The sequence below is a fragment of the Microbacterium sp. 69-7 genome (assembly GCF_001897985.1).
GTDB classification, from domain to species: Bacteria; Actinomycetota; Actinomycetes; order Actinomycetales; family Microbacteriaceae; genus Microbacterium; species Microbacterium laevaniformans.
The window spans coordinates 12883-28536 of sequence record NZ_MKRU01000114.1 but is presented as its reverse complement, the minus strand read 5'-3'; the positions used below and the strand labels follow the sequence as shown (position 1 = coordinate 28536).

Sequence of the window (15654 nt, the reverse complement as noted above, 5' to 3'; positions counted from 1 at the left end):
GATCGTCGCGCGGTGCCCATCCTGGTGGCCACCGCCGACATCCGTCCTTCTATAATCGACGGGTCCGGACGCGACGCGGCATCCGGTGCTCGAAAAAGGGGCACGCGAGACATATACGGCATCCATTCACCGTTTCGTCTTCCGGAGGCCCCATGCCCACCGTCTCTGCGCACGTCGCCCAGACCCTCGCCGCCCACATCGACCACGTCTTCGGCGTGATGGGAAACGGCAACGCCTACTTCCTCGACGCCCTGGAGCGCTCCACGGACGTGCAGTACACGGCCGTGCGCCACGAGGCGGGCGGGGTCGTCGCTGCGGACGCCTACCATCGGGCGAGCGGACGCCTCGCCGCCGCGACCGCCACCTACGGCGCCGGCTTCACCAACACGCTGACCGCTCTGGCGGAGTCGGTGCAGGCCCACGTGCCGCTCGTGCTCGTCGTCGGGGACGAGCCGACGTCGGGCCCCCGTCCGTGGGACGTCGACCAGATCGCCCTGGCCTCGGCGGTGGGTGCGCGCACGTACACGGTCGGACGGGCGGATGCCGCGGCCACCACGGTCATCGCGATCGAGCACGCGCTGGCCTATCGTGTGCCGACGGTGCTCGCCATCCCCTACGACGTCGCCAGGCTCGAGGCAGGCCCGGTGCCGCCCACGCCGCAGCCGACGCTTCCCGCGCCGATCACCCCGTCGCCGTTCGCGCGTGCGGCGATCGCCGATCTGGCCGACGCGCTGGCCGCAGCCCAGCGCCCGGTGCTGATCGCCGGTCGCGGCGCATGGATCTCGGGCGCCGCAGACGCTCTCGGGCGCGTGGCGGATGCGACGGGCGCCGTCACGGCCACGACGGCGCTGGGTCGCGGGACGTTCCCGCGGTCGGAGTTCGACCTCGGAGTCACCGGCGGGTTCGGCGCCGACGGCGCCATGGAGCTGATTTCGACGGCGGACGTGGCGGTGGTCTTCGGCGCAGGACTCAACCAGTTCACGATGCGCTTCGGTGACCTGTTCGCTCCGGGCACCCGCGTCGTCCAGGTCGACATCTCCCCCGCCGCGACGCACCCGCACGTCGGCGGCTTCATCCGCGGCGATGCACGCCTCGTCGCCGAAGCGCTGTGCGACGAGCTGGCCCGGAGGGATGCCGCGCCCAGCGGCTGGCGCGAACGGGTGGACATCGCGGCGCTGCGCGCCCGCGACAGCGGCGACCCGCTGGCGTCCGACGGCCGCCTCGACCCGCGTTCGGTCGCGGAGCGGATCGGTGAGCTGCTCGAGAGCGCGCCCTCCACCCGCGACCGCGTCGTCGTCACGGACGGCGGCCACTTCCTCGGCTGGGCGAACATGTACTGGCCGGTGGCCTCGCCCGACCGCATGATGATGGTCGGCACCGCGTACCAGTCGATCGGTCTGGGCTTCCCCTCGGTTCCCGGCGCGGCACGGGCTCGGCCCGAGGCGACCATAGTGCTGTCCACCGGCGACGGCGGCGGGCTGATGGCGCTGGCCGACCTCGAGTCCGCGGTGCGGGTGGCGGCCGGGCGCGGACTGGCCGTCGTGTGGAACGACGCCGCGTACGGCGCCGAGATCAACCTGTACGGACTGCAGGGCCTCGCCCGCGAGCCGATGCTCATCCCCGAGGTCGACTTCGCAGGTCTCGCCTCCGCGGTCGGTGCCCGCGGGATCGTGGTGCGCACGCTCGACGACCTCGACGAGCTCGCGCGGTGGGTGCGGGTCCCGGCATCCGATCGGCCCTTCCTGCTGCTGGACTGCCGGATCTCCGGCGACGTCATCGCCCCCTACCAGGAGGAGATCATCCGCGTGAACTCCGGGCGGTAGGCCGGCGTCACCCGCCGATCTGCCGCGCCGCGGCGGGCCCTCCGCGCCGGGTGGGAATGCGCGGACCTGTTGGAACGCTGTGTCTGTGGCGCACACTGGGCTGCGACGGATATCCGTCGGGACGTGCGCGCGGAATCGGGGGGCCATGGAAGGTCTGGAAGTCACCGTCCTGCTCGGGCTGTCGGTGCTGGCGGGAACGATCCTCGCGCCGCGCCTGCGCGTAGCGACGCCGCTGGTGCTGCTGGTCATCGGTTTGGTGCTGGGATTCGTGCCGGCGCTGCGGCACATCGAGCTGCCGCCCGAGACGGTGCTGCTGCTGTTCCTGCCCGTGATGCTCTTCTGGGAGAGCCTGACGACATCGCTGCGAGGCGTTCGCCGGTCGCTGCGCTACATCATCCCGATGAGCACCCTGCTCGTGGTCGCCTCGGCGTTCGCCGTCGCGTGGGTCGCCACGCTGTTCGGTCTGCCCTGGCCGGCCGCCATGATCCTCGGCGCCGCCGTCGCCCCGCCCGACGCCACGGCTGTCGCCGCCCTCGGACGGCTGCTTCCCCAGCGCACGTTCATGAAGCTGAAGGCGGAGAGCCTGACCAACGACGGCACCGCGCTCGTTCTCTACGCCATCGCGATCTCCGTCGCACTCGGCGACACCGTCACGGGCTGGTCGATCACCGCCACCGTGCTCGTCTCCTACCTCGGCGGAGCGATCGCCGGCATCGTCATCGCGGCTCTCGCGTACCTCGCGCTGCGGCGCATGCGCAATGCCCTCTCGATCAACGTGACGCTGCTGCTGGTTCCGTTCACGGCGTTCCTGCTCGCCGAACTGGTCAACGCCTCGGGCGTTCTCGCCGTGGTGTTCGCGGGCCTGATCATCGCCTGGGCCTCGCCGCGCATCACCACCGCCGCCTCCCGCCGCACCGCGATGGCGGCGTGGCCGTTCGGCGTCTACCTGCTCAACGGAGCGCTGTTCGTGCTGATCGGGTTGGAAGTGCAGCTCGTCCTGCACGAGATCTCCCCGACCGAGGTGTGGGGCCTCGTGCTGCTGACCGTGGCCGCGTGGGCGGCGCTGCTGGTGGTGCGCTATGTGTTCCAGCTGTTGATGGCCCCCTTCTCGCGCCCGCGTACGCCGGCGCTGACCGCACGTTCCGGCCCGGGATCGCTGAACCGCGCGCGCATCGTGAGCACGATGGCCGGGTTCCGCGGTGCCGTGTCGCTCGCGATCGCGCTCTCGGTTCCGCTGACGACGTCGTCCGGTCAGCCGCTCGTCGGCCGCGACGCCGTGGTCTTCGTGACGGCCGGGGTGATCGTGCTGAGTCTTCTCGTGCAGGGACCGCTCCTTCCCGCCATCGTCCGGTGGGCGAAGCTTCCCAGCGACGAGTGGGCCGCCGACGAGATCGAGCTGGCGCAGCGGACCATCACCGGCGCGGCGATCGCCGCTCTGGACGACATCGCCGCCGAGCACGGCATCAGCGACGAGGTCCGCGAGCGGGCTCGTCAGGATAGGTACGACATGCTCGAGCTCGCCAACGCGCGCGCCTTCGCCCGCGCCCAGGCCACCGCGGATGCCCACCAGATCGCACAGCTCGAGGGCATGGTGGCGGCGCCGTCGGCCCCCGACACCGGTGCGCAGAGCGTCGTGAACGGCTCTGCGCCCAGCGTGGGGATCGACCCGGCCGTGGCGGGCGCCGATGGCGCGACCTCGCTGACGATGCTCGCCGCCTCGACCGGAATCGACCTCACCCAGCGATCGCCGCTCGTGCGCTTCGAGGAGATGACCCGACTGAAGCTGGCTCTGCTGGACCGCAAGCGCGAAGTGCTGCTGCGCCTTCGGCGTGAGGGCACGGTCGACGATCTTCTCGCCCGACGGCTGGAGGCGCACCTGGATGCCGAGGAGCTGCGCCTCAGCGGGTACGACGACCTCGACTGAGGCGCGGTTCTGCGTTTCGACTCGACCCTCCGGGTCTCGCTCAACGACCGGCGAGAGCGTGCGCAGCGCGTTGAATCTCCCCGAGCCGTCACGCGGCGGGCAGCATCCACCGGGCGAAGAAGTCCGCCAACTCGTCGGTCGCTTCCAGCGGCAGCACCGCCGCGACGTACTGATCGGGGCGCACGACGACGACCACGCCGTCACGCGACAGTCCCCGGGCGTCGAAGATGTCGACCGCGTTCCACCGGCTGGGCGCCGCGGCGAACACCTTCTCCCAGTCGGTGAGCGCCAGCGCGCCCGAGCGCGGGCGGAAGATCGCGGGCGCACGCGTGACGTCGATGGCGTCGAAACCCTGCTGGTAGATCACCTTCGCGTCGAAGACGGCGTCGATGTCGGCATCCGTCGGGGTGTGACGGCGCACCGGCGATCCGGGGTCTTGGAGGAGCCAGGCCGCGAAGCGCGCCAGGGGTGAGTCGTCTGCAAGCCCGTCGCGGTCGGCGAAGGCGTACAGACGCCAACGCCCGTCGGCCTTCGCATGATGACCGAGATGCACGACGTTGCCGTCGGCCGCCAGGGTGACGGGCGCACTCTTGAAGCGCTTGCCCACCGGGAAGCCGGTTGCCAGATGCTGGTGGGCAGTGCCGGCGACGACTCCCGTCCCCTCGGCGTAGGTGGTCATGAAGCCCGAGGGGAACTCGGCCGTGGCGAGATAGTAGGTCGCGAGGTCGGCAGGATCGGAGATCTCCTCGGGCTTTCGCGCCATCAGCGTCGACCACTCCTTGTCGAACTCGATGAGCTGCTGAGCGACCGGCCGGCGCTCGGCGGTGTAGGTCGACAGAAGGGAGGCCGGGCTCAGCCCGCTCAGCACGGAGCCGAGCTTCCACCCCAGGTTGAAGCCGTCCTGCATCGAGACGTTCATGCCCTGCCCCGCCTTCGCGCTGTGCGTGTGGCAGGCGTCGCCGGTGAGGAACACGCGCGGCTCCCGTCCGCCGTCGAGCGCATCGTCGAAGCCGTCGGTGACCCGGTGGCCGACCTCGTACACGCTGTGCCAGGCGACGCTCTTCACCTCGAGCGTGTACGGGTGCAGGATCTCGTTGGCCCGCCGGATGATCTCCTCGACGGGCGTCTGACGCACGCGGTGGTCGTCGTCGTCCGCCACGGCGCCCAGGTCGACGTAGATGCGGCTGAGGTACCCGCCCTCGCGCGGAATGTGCAGGATGTTGCCGGCCTCGGCGTTGATCGCGCACTTGATGCGCCAGTCGGGGAAGTCCGTCTCGACGAGCACGTCCATCACGCCCCAGGCGTGCTGCGAGATGTCGCCGACGTGCACCCGGCCGATCGCCGCCCGTACGCCGCTTCGCGCCCCGTCGCACCCGACGACGTACGCCGCACGCACGGCGCGCTCCTCGCCGGCGCGCTCTCCGCCGACGTGGCGTACGCGCACCTCGACCGGACGGTCCTCGCCCTCGTGCACGGTGAGCCCGACGAACTCGATCCCGTAGTCGGGTGCGATGCGCGCCGGGCCGTGTGCGGCCGCTTCGGCGAAGTAGTCGAGCACGCGCGCCTGGTTGACGATGAGGTGCGGGAACTCGCTGATGTCGTACGCATAGTCGGCGGTGCGGGAGCGGCGCACGATGCGCGCGGGGTTCTCGGGATCGGGGCCCCAGAAGTTCATCCACCCGATGTTGTACGCCTCGGCGATGATCCGCTCCGCGAAGCCGAACGCCTGGAAGGTCTCGACGCTGCGCGGCTGGATGCCGTCGGCCTGCCCGAGAGCGAGACGCCCCTCACGCCGCTCGACGATGCGGGTGAGCACCCCGGGGTACTGCGACAGCTGCGCGGCCAGGAGCATGCCGGCCGGCCCGGAGCCGACGATCAGGACGTCGACCTCGTCGGGCAGCTCCGCCGGGCGGTCGATTCCCGTCCCCGCGGCCGGTTGCACGCGGGGGTCGGCGGAGACATACCCGTGGTGATGGAACTGCATCGTCGTCGTCCTTCCGACTCAGGCCCGCGAGAGCCCTCGGATGGGGCTGACCGTCTGCTCGGCCTCATGGTCGGGCCCGAGCGGGATGCCGCTGCGGTCACGCAGCAGCAGCGTGGCGATCAGTCCCAGCGCGGTCATGCCCGCGAGGTACCAGGTGACGCCCGTCGTGGAACCCGTCGCCTGCACGATCGCCTGCGCGATCGTCGGGGCGAAGGCCCCGCCGAGGATCGCACCGATCGCGTACGAGATGGAGACACCGGAGAACCGGATGGATGCCGGGAACAGCTCGGCGTAGAGGGCGGCTTGAGGACCGTACGTGAAACCGAGCCCGACCGTGAGGACCACCAGGCCCAGCGTCAGCAGGACGATCGAGCCGGTGTTGACGAGCGGAAAGAGCAGGAAGACGCCGGCCAGCTGGGCCAGCCAGCCGATGATGTAGGTCGTGCGCCGTCCGATGCGATCCGAGATCCAGCCGGAGAGGAAGGTGAACACCAGCCAGGTGATCGCCGAGAGGGTGACCGCGCCCAGGACGTCGGCCGTCGCGAGGCCGATCGGTCCCTTCGGGTCGGTCGCGTACCGCTGGATGTAGCCGCCGGTGGTCATGTATCCCACGGCGTTGTTGCCGGCGAAGACGAGAGCCGCGATGACCACGAGCAGCGTGTGCTTGCGGAACAGTGCGACGATCGGCATCCGCGTCTCCTCCTTGCGCTCGGCGAGCTCGGCGAACACCGGACTCTCCTCCACCCGGCGACGGATGTAGGAGCCGATGACGATCAGCACGAACGAGAGCAGGAACGGCACGCGCCACCCCCACTGCACGAAGGCCTCCCCCGGTGCGATCGTGGCCATCAGTGCGAGCATCCCCGATGCGAGGAGCAGACCCAGGGGCACGCCCATCTGGGGAGAGGCGCCGAAGACGCCGCGCCGCGTCTTGGGGGCATGCTCCACGGCCATCAGCACCGCACCGCCCCACTCTCCACCGGCAGAGATGCCCTGCAGGATGCGCAGCAGCACGAGCAGGATGGGAGCGGCCATGCCGATCGCGGCATACGTCGGAAGGAGACCGACGAGCGTGGTCGCCACGCCCATCAGGATCAGGGTCACCATGAGGACCAGCCGGCGCCCGTACTTGTCGCCGAAGTGGCCGGCGAGGAAGGCACCGAAGGGCCGGAACAGGAAGCTGATGCCCACGGTGATGAAGGACAGGACCTGAGCAAACCCCTCCCCGGCGGGAGCGAAGAACAGACTGCCGAAGACCAGGCCGGCCGCGGATGCATAGATGAAGAAGTCGTACCACTCGACCGTCGTGCCGACGATCGTGGCGAAGATGACGCGGCGGCGGTCCGTCGACGTCGCGATCGTCCCGGTCGCCGTGAACCCGACGGGGTGGTTCGTTGATGCGCTCATGAGGTGACTCCAGTGTCAGGGTGGCGTCTCTGTCAGGCGGCGAAGCGGTGCTTGCCCCGATGACGACGATCATATACGATTTCGGATACGACGCAAGGGAGCATCCATGACTGACACCGACAGCCGGTTCGCCGCCCTCGGCGCCCGCCCCGGCAAGATCGTGGCCGTCCACCTCGCCTACGCCTCGCGCGCCGACCAGCGCGGCCGCCGCCCGGCATCCCCCTCGTACTTCTTCAAGCCATCCAGCTCGCTGGCCGCCTCGGGCGCGCAGATCGAGCGCCCCGCGGGCACCGAGCTGCTCGCGTTCGAAGGCGAGATCGCTCTCGTCATCGGCGCGCCCGCCCGATGGACGACGCCCGAGAACGCGTGGTCGCACGTGGCCGCCATCACCGCCGCGAACGACTTCGGTCTCTACGATCTGCGCGCGAACGACAAGGGATCGAACGTCCGATCCAAAGGCGGCGACGGCTACACCCCGATCGGCCCGACCCTGATCGACGCGGCCGGTATCGACCCGGCGAGCCTGCGCCTGCGCACCTGGGTCAACGGCGATCTCGTGCAGGACGACACGACCGCCGGCCTCATCTTCCCGCTCGCCCAGATCGTCGCCGACCTGTCGCAGCACTTCACCCTCGAGACCGGCGACCTCATCCTCACCGGCACACCCGCCGGCTCGTCGGTCGTCGTCCCCGGCGACGTCGTCGAGGTGCAGGTGGATGCCGGGCCCCTGTCGACCGGACGGCTGCGCACCACCGTGGTGCAGGGCGCGCGCGCCTTCGACGGTGCGATCGGCTCGCTCCCCGCCGTCGACGACCACCAGCGCGCCGAGGCATGGGGCTCCTCGGACGCGGCCGGGCTCATCGCCGGGGCCCCGGTGCTCACCGCCGCGCTGCGCGAGAAACTCTCCCGGGTCCCCGTCGCCGCACTCAGCGGACAGCTGCGCAAGCGCGGTCTCAACGATGTCACGATCGACGGGGTGCGCCCGCTCACCGCGGGCAGTCGTTTCGTCGGCACGGCCCGCACCCTGCGCTTCCTCCCGCACCGCGAAGACCTCTTCGCCGCGCGCGGCGCAGGCTACAACGCCCAGAAACGCGCGTTCGACGCGGTCGAGGAGGGTGAGGTCCTCGTCATCGAGGCCCGCGGCGAAACCGGATCCGGCACGCTCGGCGACATCCTGGCGATCCGCGCCCACGCCCGCGGCGCCGCCGCCATCGTGACCGACGGGGGCGTCCGCGACGCCGAGGCGGTCGCCGCCGTCGGCATCCCTGTCTTCAGCGCCGGTCCCCACCCCGCGGTTCTCGGCCGTCGCCACATCCCGTGGGAGACCGACGTCGCCATCGGCTGCGGCGGCACGACCGTCGAGCCCGGCGACATCGTCGTCGGAGATGGCGACGGCGTCATCGTGCTGCCGCCCGCTCTCGCCGAGGAGGTCGTGGACGCTGCCCTCGCCCAGGAGGAGGAGGATGCGTGGATCGCCCGACAGGTGGCATCCGGTCACCCCGTCGACGGCCTGTTCCCGATGAACGCCGCGTGGCGTGACCGCTATGAGAGCGAGAGGAGCTCCTGATGGCCGCCATGACCCCCGCGACGGCGCAGAGCAAGTCGCAGCAGGCCTACCACTGGATCAAGGAGCGCATCGCCGCGCAGGAGTTCACCCCCGGGTACCGTCTCGTGCTCGGCACGATCGCGGGCGAGCTCGACATGAGCGTGGTGCCGGTGCGCGAAGCGATCCGCCAGCTCGAGGCCGAGGGCCTCGTCATGTTCGAACGCAACGTCGGCGCGCGCGTGTCGATGGTCGACGACACCGCCTACCGCTTCAGCATGCAGGCGCTCAGCATCCTGGAGGGGGCGGCGACGGCCCTCTCGGCACGCGCACTCACCGCCGATGACGTGCGGCGCGCGCGCCAGGTCAACGAGTTGATGGTCGAGACGCTCGAGCACTTCGACCCGCGCGCCTTCACCGCGCTGAACCAGGAGTTCCACGCGATCCTGTTCGAGAAGTGCGCCAACCCCCGAATGCTCGAACTGGTACACGCCGAGTGGGCGCGACTGGGGCATCTGCGCGACTCGACGTTCAGCTTCGTTCCCGGGCGCGCCGCCGAGTCGGTACGCGAGCACGAGAACATCCTCGTGCTCATCGAGACCGGTGCTCCCCTCGCCGAGATCGAGAAGGCCTCGCGCCGCCACCGCTCAGCGACCCTCGACGCCTACATGATCCACGAGCACCCCGACGAAGCGCTCGGCCTCCCCGCCTTCTGACTCATCGCCTTCCGGCATCCGCCCTCCCACGAAGGAGCCTCCATGACCACCGCGCTCACCACCGCCCGCCGCGTTCCGGCCGATCTGCCGGAGCACATCCAGCACTACATCGGCGGCCGGTTCGTCGACTCGGTCGACGCCGACACGTTCGATGTGCTCGATCCGGTGACCAACCAGACCTATCTGAAAGCCGCCGCGGGCAAGAAGGCCGATGTCGACCTCGCTGTCGCCGCCGCGCGAAAGGCGTTCGTCGAGGGCCCCTGGCCGCGCATGCAGGCGCGTGAGCGCTCGCGCGTGCTGCACCGCATCGCCGACATCGTCGAGTCGCGCGACGCGCGCCTCGCCGAGCTGGAGAGCTTCGATTCGGGCCTGCCGATCACCCAGGCGCTCGGGCAGGCGCGTCGCGCCGCGGAGAACTTCCGCTTCTTCGCCGACCTGATCGTCGCCCAGACCGACGACGCCTTCAAGGTTCCCGGCCGTCAGCTCAACTACGTGAACCGCAAGCCCATCGGCGTCGCCGGCCTCATCACGCCGTGGAACACGCCGTTCATGCTCGAGTCGTGGAAGCTGGGACCTGCCCTGGCCACCGGCAACACCGTCGTGCTCAAGCCCGCGGAGTTCACTCCCCTGTCGGCCTCGCTGTGGGCGGGCATCTTCGAAGAAGCGGGCCTGCCCGAGGGGGTGTTCAACCTCGTCAACGGTCTCGGCGAAGACGCCGGCGACGCGCTCGTGAAGCACCCGGACGTGCCCCTGATCTCCTTCACCGGCGAGAGCAGCACCGGCCAGCTCATCTTCGCGAACGCCGCCCCGTTCCTGAAGGGGCTGTCGATGGAGCTGGGCGGCAAGAGCCCGGCCATCGTCTTCGCCGACGCCGACCTGGACGCGGCGATCGACGCGACCATCTTCGGGGTGTTCTCGCTCAACGGCGAGCGCTGCACCGCCGGCAGCCGCATCCTCGTAGAGCGCGAGATCTACGACGAGTTCGTCGAGCGGTATGCGGCGCAGGCCGACCGTGTGAAGGTCGGCTACCCCGATGACCCCGCGACCGAGGTCGGCGCGCTCGTGCACCCGGAGCACTTCGCCAAGGTGATGTCGTACGTCGAGCTCGGCAAGAGCGAGGGACGCCTCGTCGCCGGCGGCGGCCGGCCGGAAGGCTTCGAGAACGGCAACTTCGTGCGCCCCACCGTGTTCGCCGACGTCGCCCCCGACGCGCGCATCTTCCAGGAGGAGATCTTCGGCCCCGTCGTCGCGATCACGCCGTTCGACACCGACGAGGAGGCCCTGGCCCTGGCCAACGACACCAAGTACGGTCTGGCCGCCTACGTCTGGACCAGTGATCTGAAGCGCGCGCACAACTTCGCCCAGAACGTCGAGGCCGGCATGGTGTGGCTGAACTCCAACAACGTCCGCGACCTGCGTACGCCCTTCGGCGGGGTCAAGGCCTCGGGCCTCGGACACGAGGGCGGCTACCGCTCCATCGACTTCTACACCGACCAGCAGGCCGTGCACATCACGCTCGGCCCCGCCCACAACCCCACCTTCGGCAAGGGAGCCTGAGATGACCGACCGCAGCCAGATGATCCGAACCTCCTCGGGATTCTTCGCCTCGCAGGAGGCACCGATCCACGCGGACAATCCCATCCCGACGCCCTCCGTCCCGGCCCCCGACATCCTGCGCTGCGCGTACATGGAACTCGTCGTCACCGACCTGGCGGCATCCCGCGAGTTCTACGTGGACATCCTCGGGCTGCACATCACCGAAGAGGACGACGAGGCGATCTATCTCCGTTCGACGGAGGAGTTCATCCACCACAACCTCGTCCTGCGCAAGGGTGCGGTTGCGGCGGTGGCCGCCTTCTCGTACCGTGTGCGGTCGGCGCAGGACCTCGACAAGGCCGTCGCGTTCTACTCCGAGCTCGGATGCCGCGTCGAGCGGCGCCGGGAGGGCTTCACGAAGGGCATCGGCGACTCGGTGCGCGTGGAGGATCCGCTGGGCTTCCCGTACGAGTTCTTCTTCGAGACGCAGCACGTGGAGCGCCTGTCGTGGCGCTACGATCTCTACTCCCCCGGCGAGCTCGTGCGCCTCGACCACTTCAACCAGATCACGCCCGACGTCCCGCGCGCCGTCGGATTCATGCAGTCCCTCGGCTTCCGCGTCACCGAGGACATCCAGGACGAGGACGGCATCGTCTACGCCGCCTGGATGCGCCGCAAGCCCACGGTGCACGACACCGCCATGACCGGCGGCGACGGACCCCGCATGCACCACGTGTGCTTCGCGACGCACGAGAAGCACAACATCCTGGCCATCTGCGACAAGCTCGGAGCGCTGCGCCGATCCGATTCCATCGAGCGGGGCCCGGGCCGACACGGCGTCTCCAACGCGTTCTACCTGTACCTGCGCGACCCCGACGGTCACCGGGTCGAGATCTACACGCAGGACTACTACACCGGCGACCCCGACAACCCTGTCGTCACCTGGGACGTCCACGACAACCAACGTCGCGACTGGTGGGGAAACCCCGTCGTGCCGTCCTGGTACACCGACGGCTCCGTCGTGCTCGACCTCGACGGTAACCCGCAGCCCGTGCGCGCCCGCACCGATGCGAGCGAAATGGCGGTCACGATCGGCGCCGACGGCTTCAGCTACACCCGCGCCCCCGAAGAGGTCGGCGCCGGGGAGTTCAAGCTCGGCAACCAGCTCTAGCCCGCCGGCCAACCCGAAAGGACGCCATGCTGACCGACGCACAGATCGACGCCATCGCGGCGGAGCTCGCCGAGGCCGACCGCACGCACAGCGTGATCCCGCGCATCACCGCGCGGTATCCGGATGCCGTGGTGGAGGACTCCTACGCGATCCAAGGGCGCTGGCGCGACACGCAGATCGCCTCCGGGCGCACGCTCGTGGGGCGCAAGATCGGCCTCACCTCGAAGGCGATGCAGCAGGCGACGGGTATCAGCGAGCCGGATTACGGCGTCATGTTCGACGACACGGTCTACCGCTCGGGCGCCGAGATCCCCGTGGATCACTTCTCGAACGTGCGCATCGAGGTGGAGCTGGCGTTCGTACTGAAGACGCCGCTCGAAGGACCCGACTGCACACTCGAGGACGCCCTCGCCGCGACCGACTACGCTGTTGCGGCCCTCGAGGTGCTGAACTCGCACATCGAGCTGGAGGGGCGGACCATCGTCGACACCATCAGCGACAACGCGGCGTACGGCGCGATGGTGCTCGGTGACGTGCGCAAGAGCCCCGACGAGATCGATCTGCGCTGGGTGCCGGGCGTGCTCAGCCGCAACGGCGAGATCGAGGAGACGGGCGTCGCCGCCGGCGTGCTCGGCCACCCCGCGACCGGCGTCGCGTGGCTCGCCAACAAGTTCCACCAGCACGGCGCGCGGCTGGAGGCGGGCGAGATCATCCTGGCAGGATCGTTCACGCGGCCCATGTGGGTGCAGCGCGGCGACGCGGTGCACTGCGACTTCGGACAGATGGGGGTGATCGAGTGTCGTTTCGTCTGAGGGCGACCTTCCGCGACCGGCTGGCGGCGGCATCCCGCCCCCTCGTCGGCGGCTGGGTCTGCAGCGGCTCACCTCTGGTCGCGGAGATCATGGCGGGGTCGGGGCTCGACTGGCTGCTGGTCGACATGGAGCACGGCCCCAACACGCTCGACAGCGTGCTCGCTCAACTGCAGGCCGTCGACGGGTCCGGCGCGACCCCGATGGTGCGCGTTCCGATCGGCGACACCGTCACGATCAAGCAGGTGCTCGACCTCGGCGCGCAGAACATCCTCGTGCCGATGGTGTCGTCGGCCGACGAGGCGCGCGCCGTCGTCGCCGCCACACGCTATCCGCCGCGCGGTCGCCGCGGCGTCGGTTCGGCCCTGGCACGTTCGGCGCGATGGAACAGGGTGGAGGACTACCTGACCACCGCCGACGCGTCCGTGTCGGTCTTCGTGCAGATCGAGAACGCCGACGGCGTCGACGCGGCGGCCGAGATCGCCGCCGTCGAGGGCATCGACGGCGTGTTCGTCGGGCCGAGCGACCTCGCCGCCTCGCTCGGACTGCTCGGTCAGCAGACGCACCCCGACGTCGTCGCCGCCGTGCGGCGCACCTTCGCGGCCGTCCGCGCGGCGGGCCTTCCCGTCGGGGTGAACGCGTTCGACCCGCAGCTCGCGCAGGCCTACCTCGATGACGGCGCCGCATTCATCCTGGTGGGCGCCGACGTGGCGCTGCTGGCCCGCGGCTCGGAGGCCCTCGCGGCGCGGTGGGTGGCGGAGCACGACGACGCGGAGCGCGACTCGTACTGACGCGGGGCGCCGCGAGTCGGAAGGTGTCGCGGCGCTGTCAAGCCCCCGGCGCACCATGCCGCGCCGTGCCACGCTGTGTGCATGCAGAGAATCGTCACCGCCCGCATCGAGCTCGACGTCTCCGCCCCCGCCGACCTCGTGTTCGCGGTCGCCGCGTCGCGGGCGTATGCCGCGGCATCCGAGACCCTCGAGGTGAGCGTCGACGGCGCCCCCGTACCGGCGCGCGAACTCGCCGACGCGCACGGAGGTCGCCTTCACCGTGTGGACGCCCCGATCGGCCACCTTCGACTGGACTACGCGGCGACGATCGACGGCACGGGCGCACCCCTGGGCGCCGACGAGAGCGAACTGCTCGTCTACGGTCGCCCCAGCCGCTATGCGGAATCCGACGCGCTCGCGCCGACGGCCGCGGCCGAGTTCGGCGGCATCACCGATCCACGCGAGCTGCTGATCGCAGTGTCCTCGTGGGTGGGCACCGAGCTGTCGTACGTGAGCGGCTCGAGCCTGCCGACCGACGGGGCCACCCGGACGCTCCTGGCTCGCCGCGGCGTGTGCCGCGACTACGCCCACCTGTGCGTCGCCCTCCTGCGCGCCGGCGGCGTGCCCGCGCGGTTGGCCGCGGTGTACGCGCCCGGACTCGACCCGATGGACTTCCACGCCGTCGCCGAGGCGTGGGTCGACGGTGCCTGGTGCGTCGTCGACGCCACCACCCTCGCCCCGCGCGACACGCTGGTGCGGATCTCGACGGGGCGGGATGCCGCGGACACCGCCTTCCTGAACATCCTGCGCGGCCGCGCCGACCTCGCCGACATGCAGGTGACGGCCACCGCCGACGTCCTCCCCGACGACGATCTGAATCGCCTGGTCCGCCTCGTCTGACGCCGTGGAGCGCACATCTACGCGCGGGCGAGAAGAGTGCCGGAGTCAACCCGTTGACTCGTAGAGTGTCAACTGGTTGACTCACCTCATGGCCGCGCGTCTCACCGTCACCCTCCACGAGCTCGTCGGCGAGCTGGACCTGTTCGCGGACGCATGGTTGCGAGAGAAGCACGGCGTGAACTTCAACCTCTTCGAGATCCTGGCGACCCTCGCCGAGCGTGCTCCGATCGACATCACCGGGCTCGCGCACTGTCTGCGGGTGACGAAGGCGGCTGTCAGCAAGCGCGTGCCGACGCTGGTCGCCGACGGCTGGCTCACCGCCACTGCGGGCGAGGGACGCCGCATCATCTTGGAGCTGACCCCGAAAGGCGTCGAGCTGGTGCGCATCGCGGGGGGTGAACTCGAGGCCGAGTTCGCTCAGATGCTCGCCGATCCTCGCCTGCACCCGCTCCGCTCCGGCACGGGCATCAGCCCGGCCGCGCTCAACGCTCACCTGTCGGCACTCACCGACATCGTTCTCGCGAAAGGTCGCACCTCATGAATCGCCGTCTGCTCGTCATCGTCGGCACACCGCTGGCGGACACCCTCACCCATGCGCTGGCGGAGAGCTACGCGGTGAGCGCCCGCGCCGCCGGCGCCGAGGTGCGCCTCATCGATCTCGCCCACGACCCCATTCCCGACCATCCGCGCAGCCGTGACCAGCTGCGCGCGCCGCGCAGCGGGCGCACCGACGACCTGCCGCTGGATCCCGACGTCGCCCGCTACCTGGACGACCTGTTCTGGGCCGATCACATCGCGATCTTCCACCCGCAGTGGTGGGGCACCGTGCCGGCAGCGTTGAAGGCGTTCATCGACCGCGTCTTCCTCTCCAACGCAACGTTCCGCTATCGCGAACGGTCGGCCCTGTCCGACCGCCTGCTCGCCGGACGCACCGCACGCATCGTCATGACGATGGACTCCCCTCGGTTCTGGAACCGACTCGTCTACCGTGGCGCCGCCGAGGCATCGCTCTCCCGGGCGACCCTCGGCTACTGCGGCGTGCGCACCGTGGGCATCACACGCTTCACGCCC

The 15654-nt window shown here is 70.2% G+C and carries 13 protein-coding genes; 11 read left to right on the top strand and 2 right to left on the bottom strand.

Annotated elements, in window-relative coordinates; genetic code table 11:
- Positions 1 to 152 precede the first annotated feature (152 nt).
- Both BGN98_RS14615 and BGN98_RS14610 read left to right on the top strand, forming a co-directional pair.
- Entirely contained in the window at positions 153 to 1823 is a 1671-nt protein-coding gene (locus BGN98_RS14615; protein ID WP_016463439.1) for a thiamine pyrophosphate-binding protein, read from the top strand.
- 145 nt (positions 1824 to 1968) lie between these two features.
- A complete protein-coding gene (locus BGN98_RS14610) occupies positions 1969 to 3747 on the top strand; it encodes a Na+/H+ antiporter (protein WP_288121792.1) in 1779 nt (592 codons plus the stop codon).
- A gap of 88 nt (positions 3748 to 3835) precedes the next feature.
- Here the strand turns inward: BGN98_RS14610 and BGN98_RS14605 are convergent, their stop codons facing one another.
- Entirely contained in the window at positions 3836 to 5731 is a 1896-nt protein-coding gene (locus BGN98_RS14605) for an FAD-dependent monooxygenase (RefSeq protein WP_288121791.1), read from the bottom strand.
- Positions 5732 to 5749: 18 nt separating this feature from the next.
- The gene (locus tag BGN98_RS14600) at positions 5750 to 7138 is read right to left on the bottom strand and encodes an MFS transporter (RefSeq protein WP_288121790.1); all 1389 of its coding nucleotides are present in this window, start codon (positions 7136 to 7138) and stop codon (positions 5750 to 5752) included.
- Between the two features lie 106 nt (positions 7139 to 7244).
- Between BGN98_RS14600 and BGN98_RS14595 the strand changes: the two genes are divergently transcribed.
- The 9 genes from BGN98_RS14595 to BGN98_RS14555 form a co-directional block, all read left to right on the top strand.
- Entirely contained in the window at positions 7245 to 8705 is a 1461-nt protein-coding gene (locus BGN98_RS14595) for a fumarylacetoacetate hydrolase family protein (RefSeq protein WP_288121789.1), read from the top strand.
- A complete protein-coding gene (locus BGN98_RS14590; protein WP_121191104.1) occupies positions 8705 to 9397 on the top strand; it encodes a GntR family transcriptional regulator in 693 nt (230 codons plus the stop codon). The genes BGN98_RS14595 and BGN98_RS14590 overlap by 1 nt, the downstream gene beginning before the upstream one ends.
- A gap of 42 nt (positions 9398 to 9439) precedes the next feature.
- Positions 9440 to 10954 carry a 5-carboxymethyl-2-hydroxymuconate semialdehyde dehydrogenase gene (gene hpaE, locus BGN98_RS14585; protein ID WP_288121788.1) on the top strand — a complete coding sequence of 505 codons (1515 nt, stop codon included), beginning with the start codon at positions 9440 to 9442 and terminating at the stop codon, positions 10952 to 10954.
- 1 nt (position 10955) lies between these two features.
- Positions 10956 to 12104, top strand: a complete 1149-nt coding sequence (gene hpaD / locus BGN98_RS14580) for a 3,4-dihydroxyphenylacetate 2,3-dioxygenase (RefSeq protein WP_288121787.1) — start codon at positions 10956 to 10958, stop codon at positions 12102 to 12104.
- 26 nt (positions 12105 to 12130) lie between these two features.
- Complete coding sequence (locus BGN98_RS14575) at positions 12131 to 12916, top strand: fumarylacetoacetate hydrolase family protein (protein WP_288121786.1); 786 nt, start codon at positions 12131 to 12133, stop codon at positions 12914 to 12916.
- Positions 12901 to 13704 (top strand): HpcH/HpaI aldolase family protein, encoded by an 804-nt coding sequence (locus BGN98_RS14570; RefSeq protein ID WP_016463446.1) that lies wholly within the window; start codon positions 12901 to 12903, stop codon positions 13702 to 13704. The genes BGN98_RS14575 and BGN98_RS14570 overlap by 16 nt, the downstream gene beginning before the upstream one ends.
- An 81-nt stretch (positions 13705 to 13785) precedes the next feature.
- Positions 13786 to 14583 (top strand): transglutaminase-like domain-containing protein, encoded by a 798-nt coding sequence (locus tag BGN98_RS14565; RefSeq protein ID WP_288121785.1) that lies wholly within the window; start codon positions 13786 to 13788, stop codon positions 14581 to 14583.
- Between the two features lie 88 nt (positions 14584 to 14671).
- A complete protein-coding gene (locus tag BGN98_RS14560; protein ID WP_005048032.1) occupies positions 14672 to 15124 on the top strand; it encodes a MarR family winged helix-turn-helix transcriptional regulator in 453 nt (150 codons plus the stop codon).
- Positions 15121 to 15654 (top strand): NAD(P)H-dependent oxidoreductase (locus tag BGN98_RS14555; RefSeq protein ID WP_288121784.1); only part of this gene is annotated, 534 nt, incomplete at its 3' end. The genes BGN98_RS14560 and BGN98_RS14555, both read left to right, overlap by 4 nt.

What these genes read in the sequence shown, in the direction of transcription:
- BGN98_RS14600 (WP_288121790.1), bottom strand. Translation starts at nt 7,138, where the DNA reads ATGAGCGCATCAACGAACCACCCCGTCGGGTTCACGGCGACCGGGACG.
- hpaD (WP_288121787.1), top strand. Translation starts at nt 10,956, where the DNA reads ATGACCGACCGCAGCCAGATGATCCGAACCTCCTCGGGATTCTTCGCC.
- BGN98_RS14605 (WP_288121791.1), bottom strand. Translation starts at nt 5,731, where the DNA reads ATGCAGTTCCATCACCACGGGTATGTCTCCGCCGACCCCCGCGTGCAA.
- BGN98_RS14575 (WP_288121786.1), top strand. Translation starts at nt 12,131, where the DNA reads ATGCTGACCGACGCACAGATCGACGCCATCGCGGCGGAGCTCGCCGAG.
- BGN98_RS14615 (WP_016463439.1), top strand. Translation starts at nt 153, where the DNA reads ATGCCCACCGTCTCTGCGCACGTCGCCCAGACCCTCGCCGCCCACATC.
- BGN98_RS14610 (WP_288121792.1), top strand. Translation starts at nt 1,969, where the DNA reads ATGGAAGGTCTGGAAGTCACCGTCCTGCTCGGGCTGTCGGTGCTGGCG.
- BGN98_RS14595 (WP_288121789.1), top strand. Translation starts at nt 7,245, where the DNA reads ATGACTGACACCGACAGCCGGTTCGCCGCCCTCGGCGCCCGCCCCGGC.
- BGN98_RS14560 (WP_005048032.1), top strand. Translation starts at nt 14,672, where the DNA reads ATGGCCGCGCGTCTCACCGTCACCCTCCACGAGCTCGTCGGCGAGCTG.
- BGN98_RS14590 (WP_121191104.1), top strand. Translation starts at nt 8,705, where the DNA reads ATGGCCGCCATGACCCCCGCGACGGCGCAGAGCAAGTCGCAGCAGGCC.
- hpaE (WP_288121788.1), top strand. Translation starts at nt 9,440, where the DNA reads ATGACCACCGCGCTCACCACCGCCCGCCGCGTTCCGGCCGATCTGCCG.
- BGN98_RS14565 (WP_288121785.1), top strand. Translation starts at nt 13,786, where the DNA reads ATGCAGAGAATCGTCACCGCCCGCATCGAGCTCGACGTCTCCGCCCCC.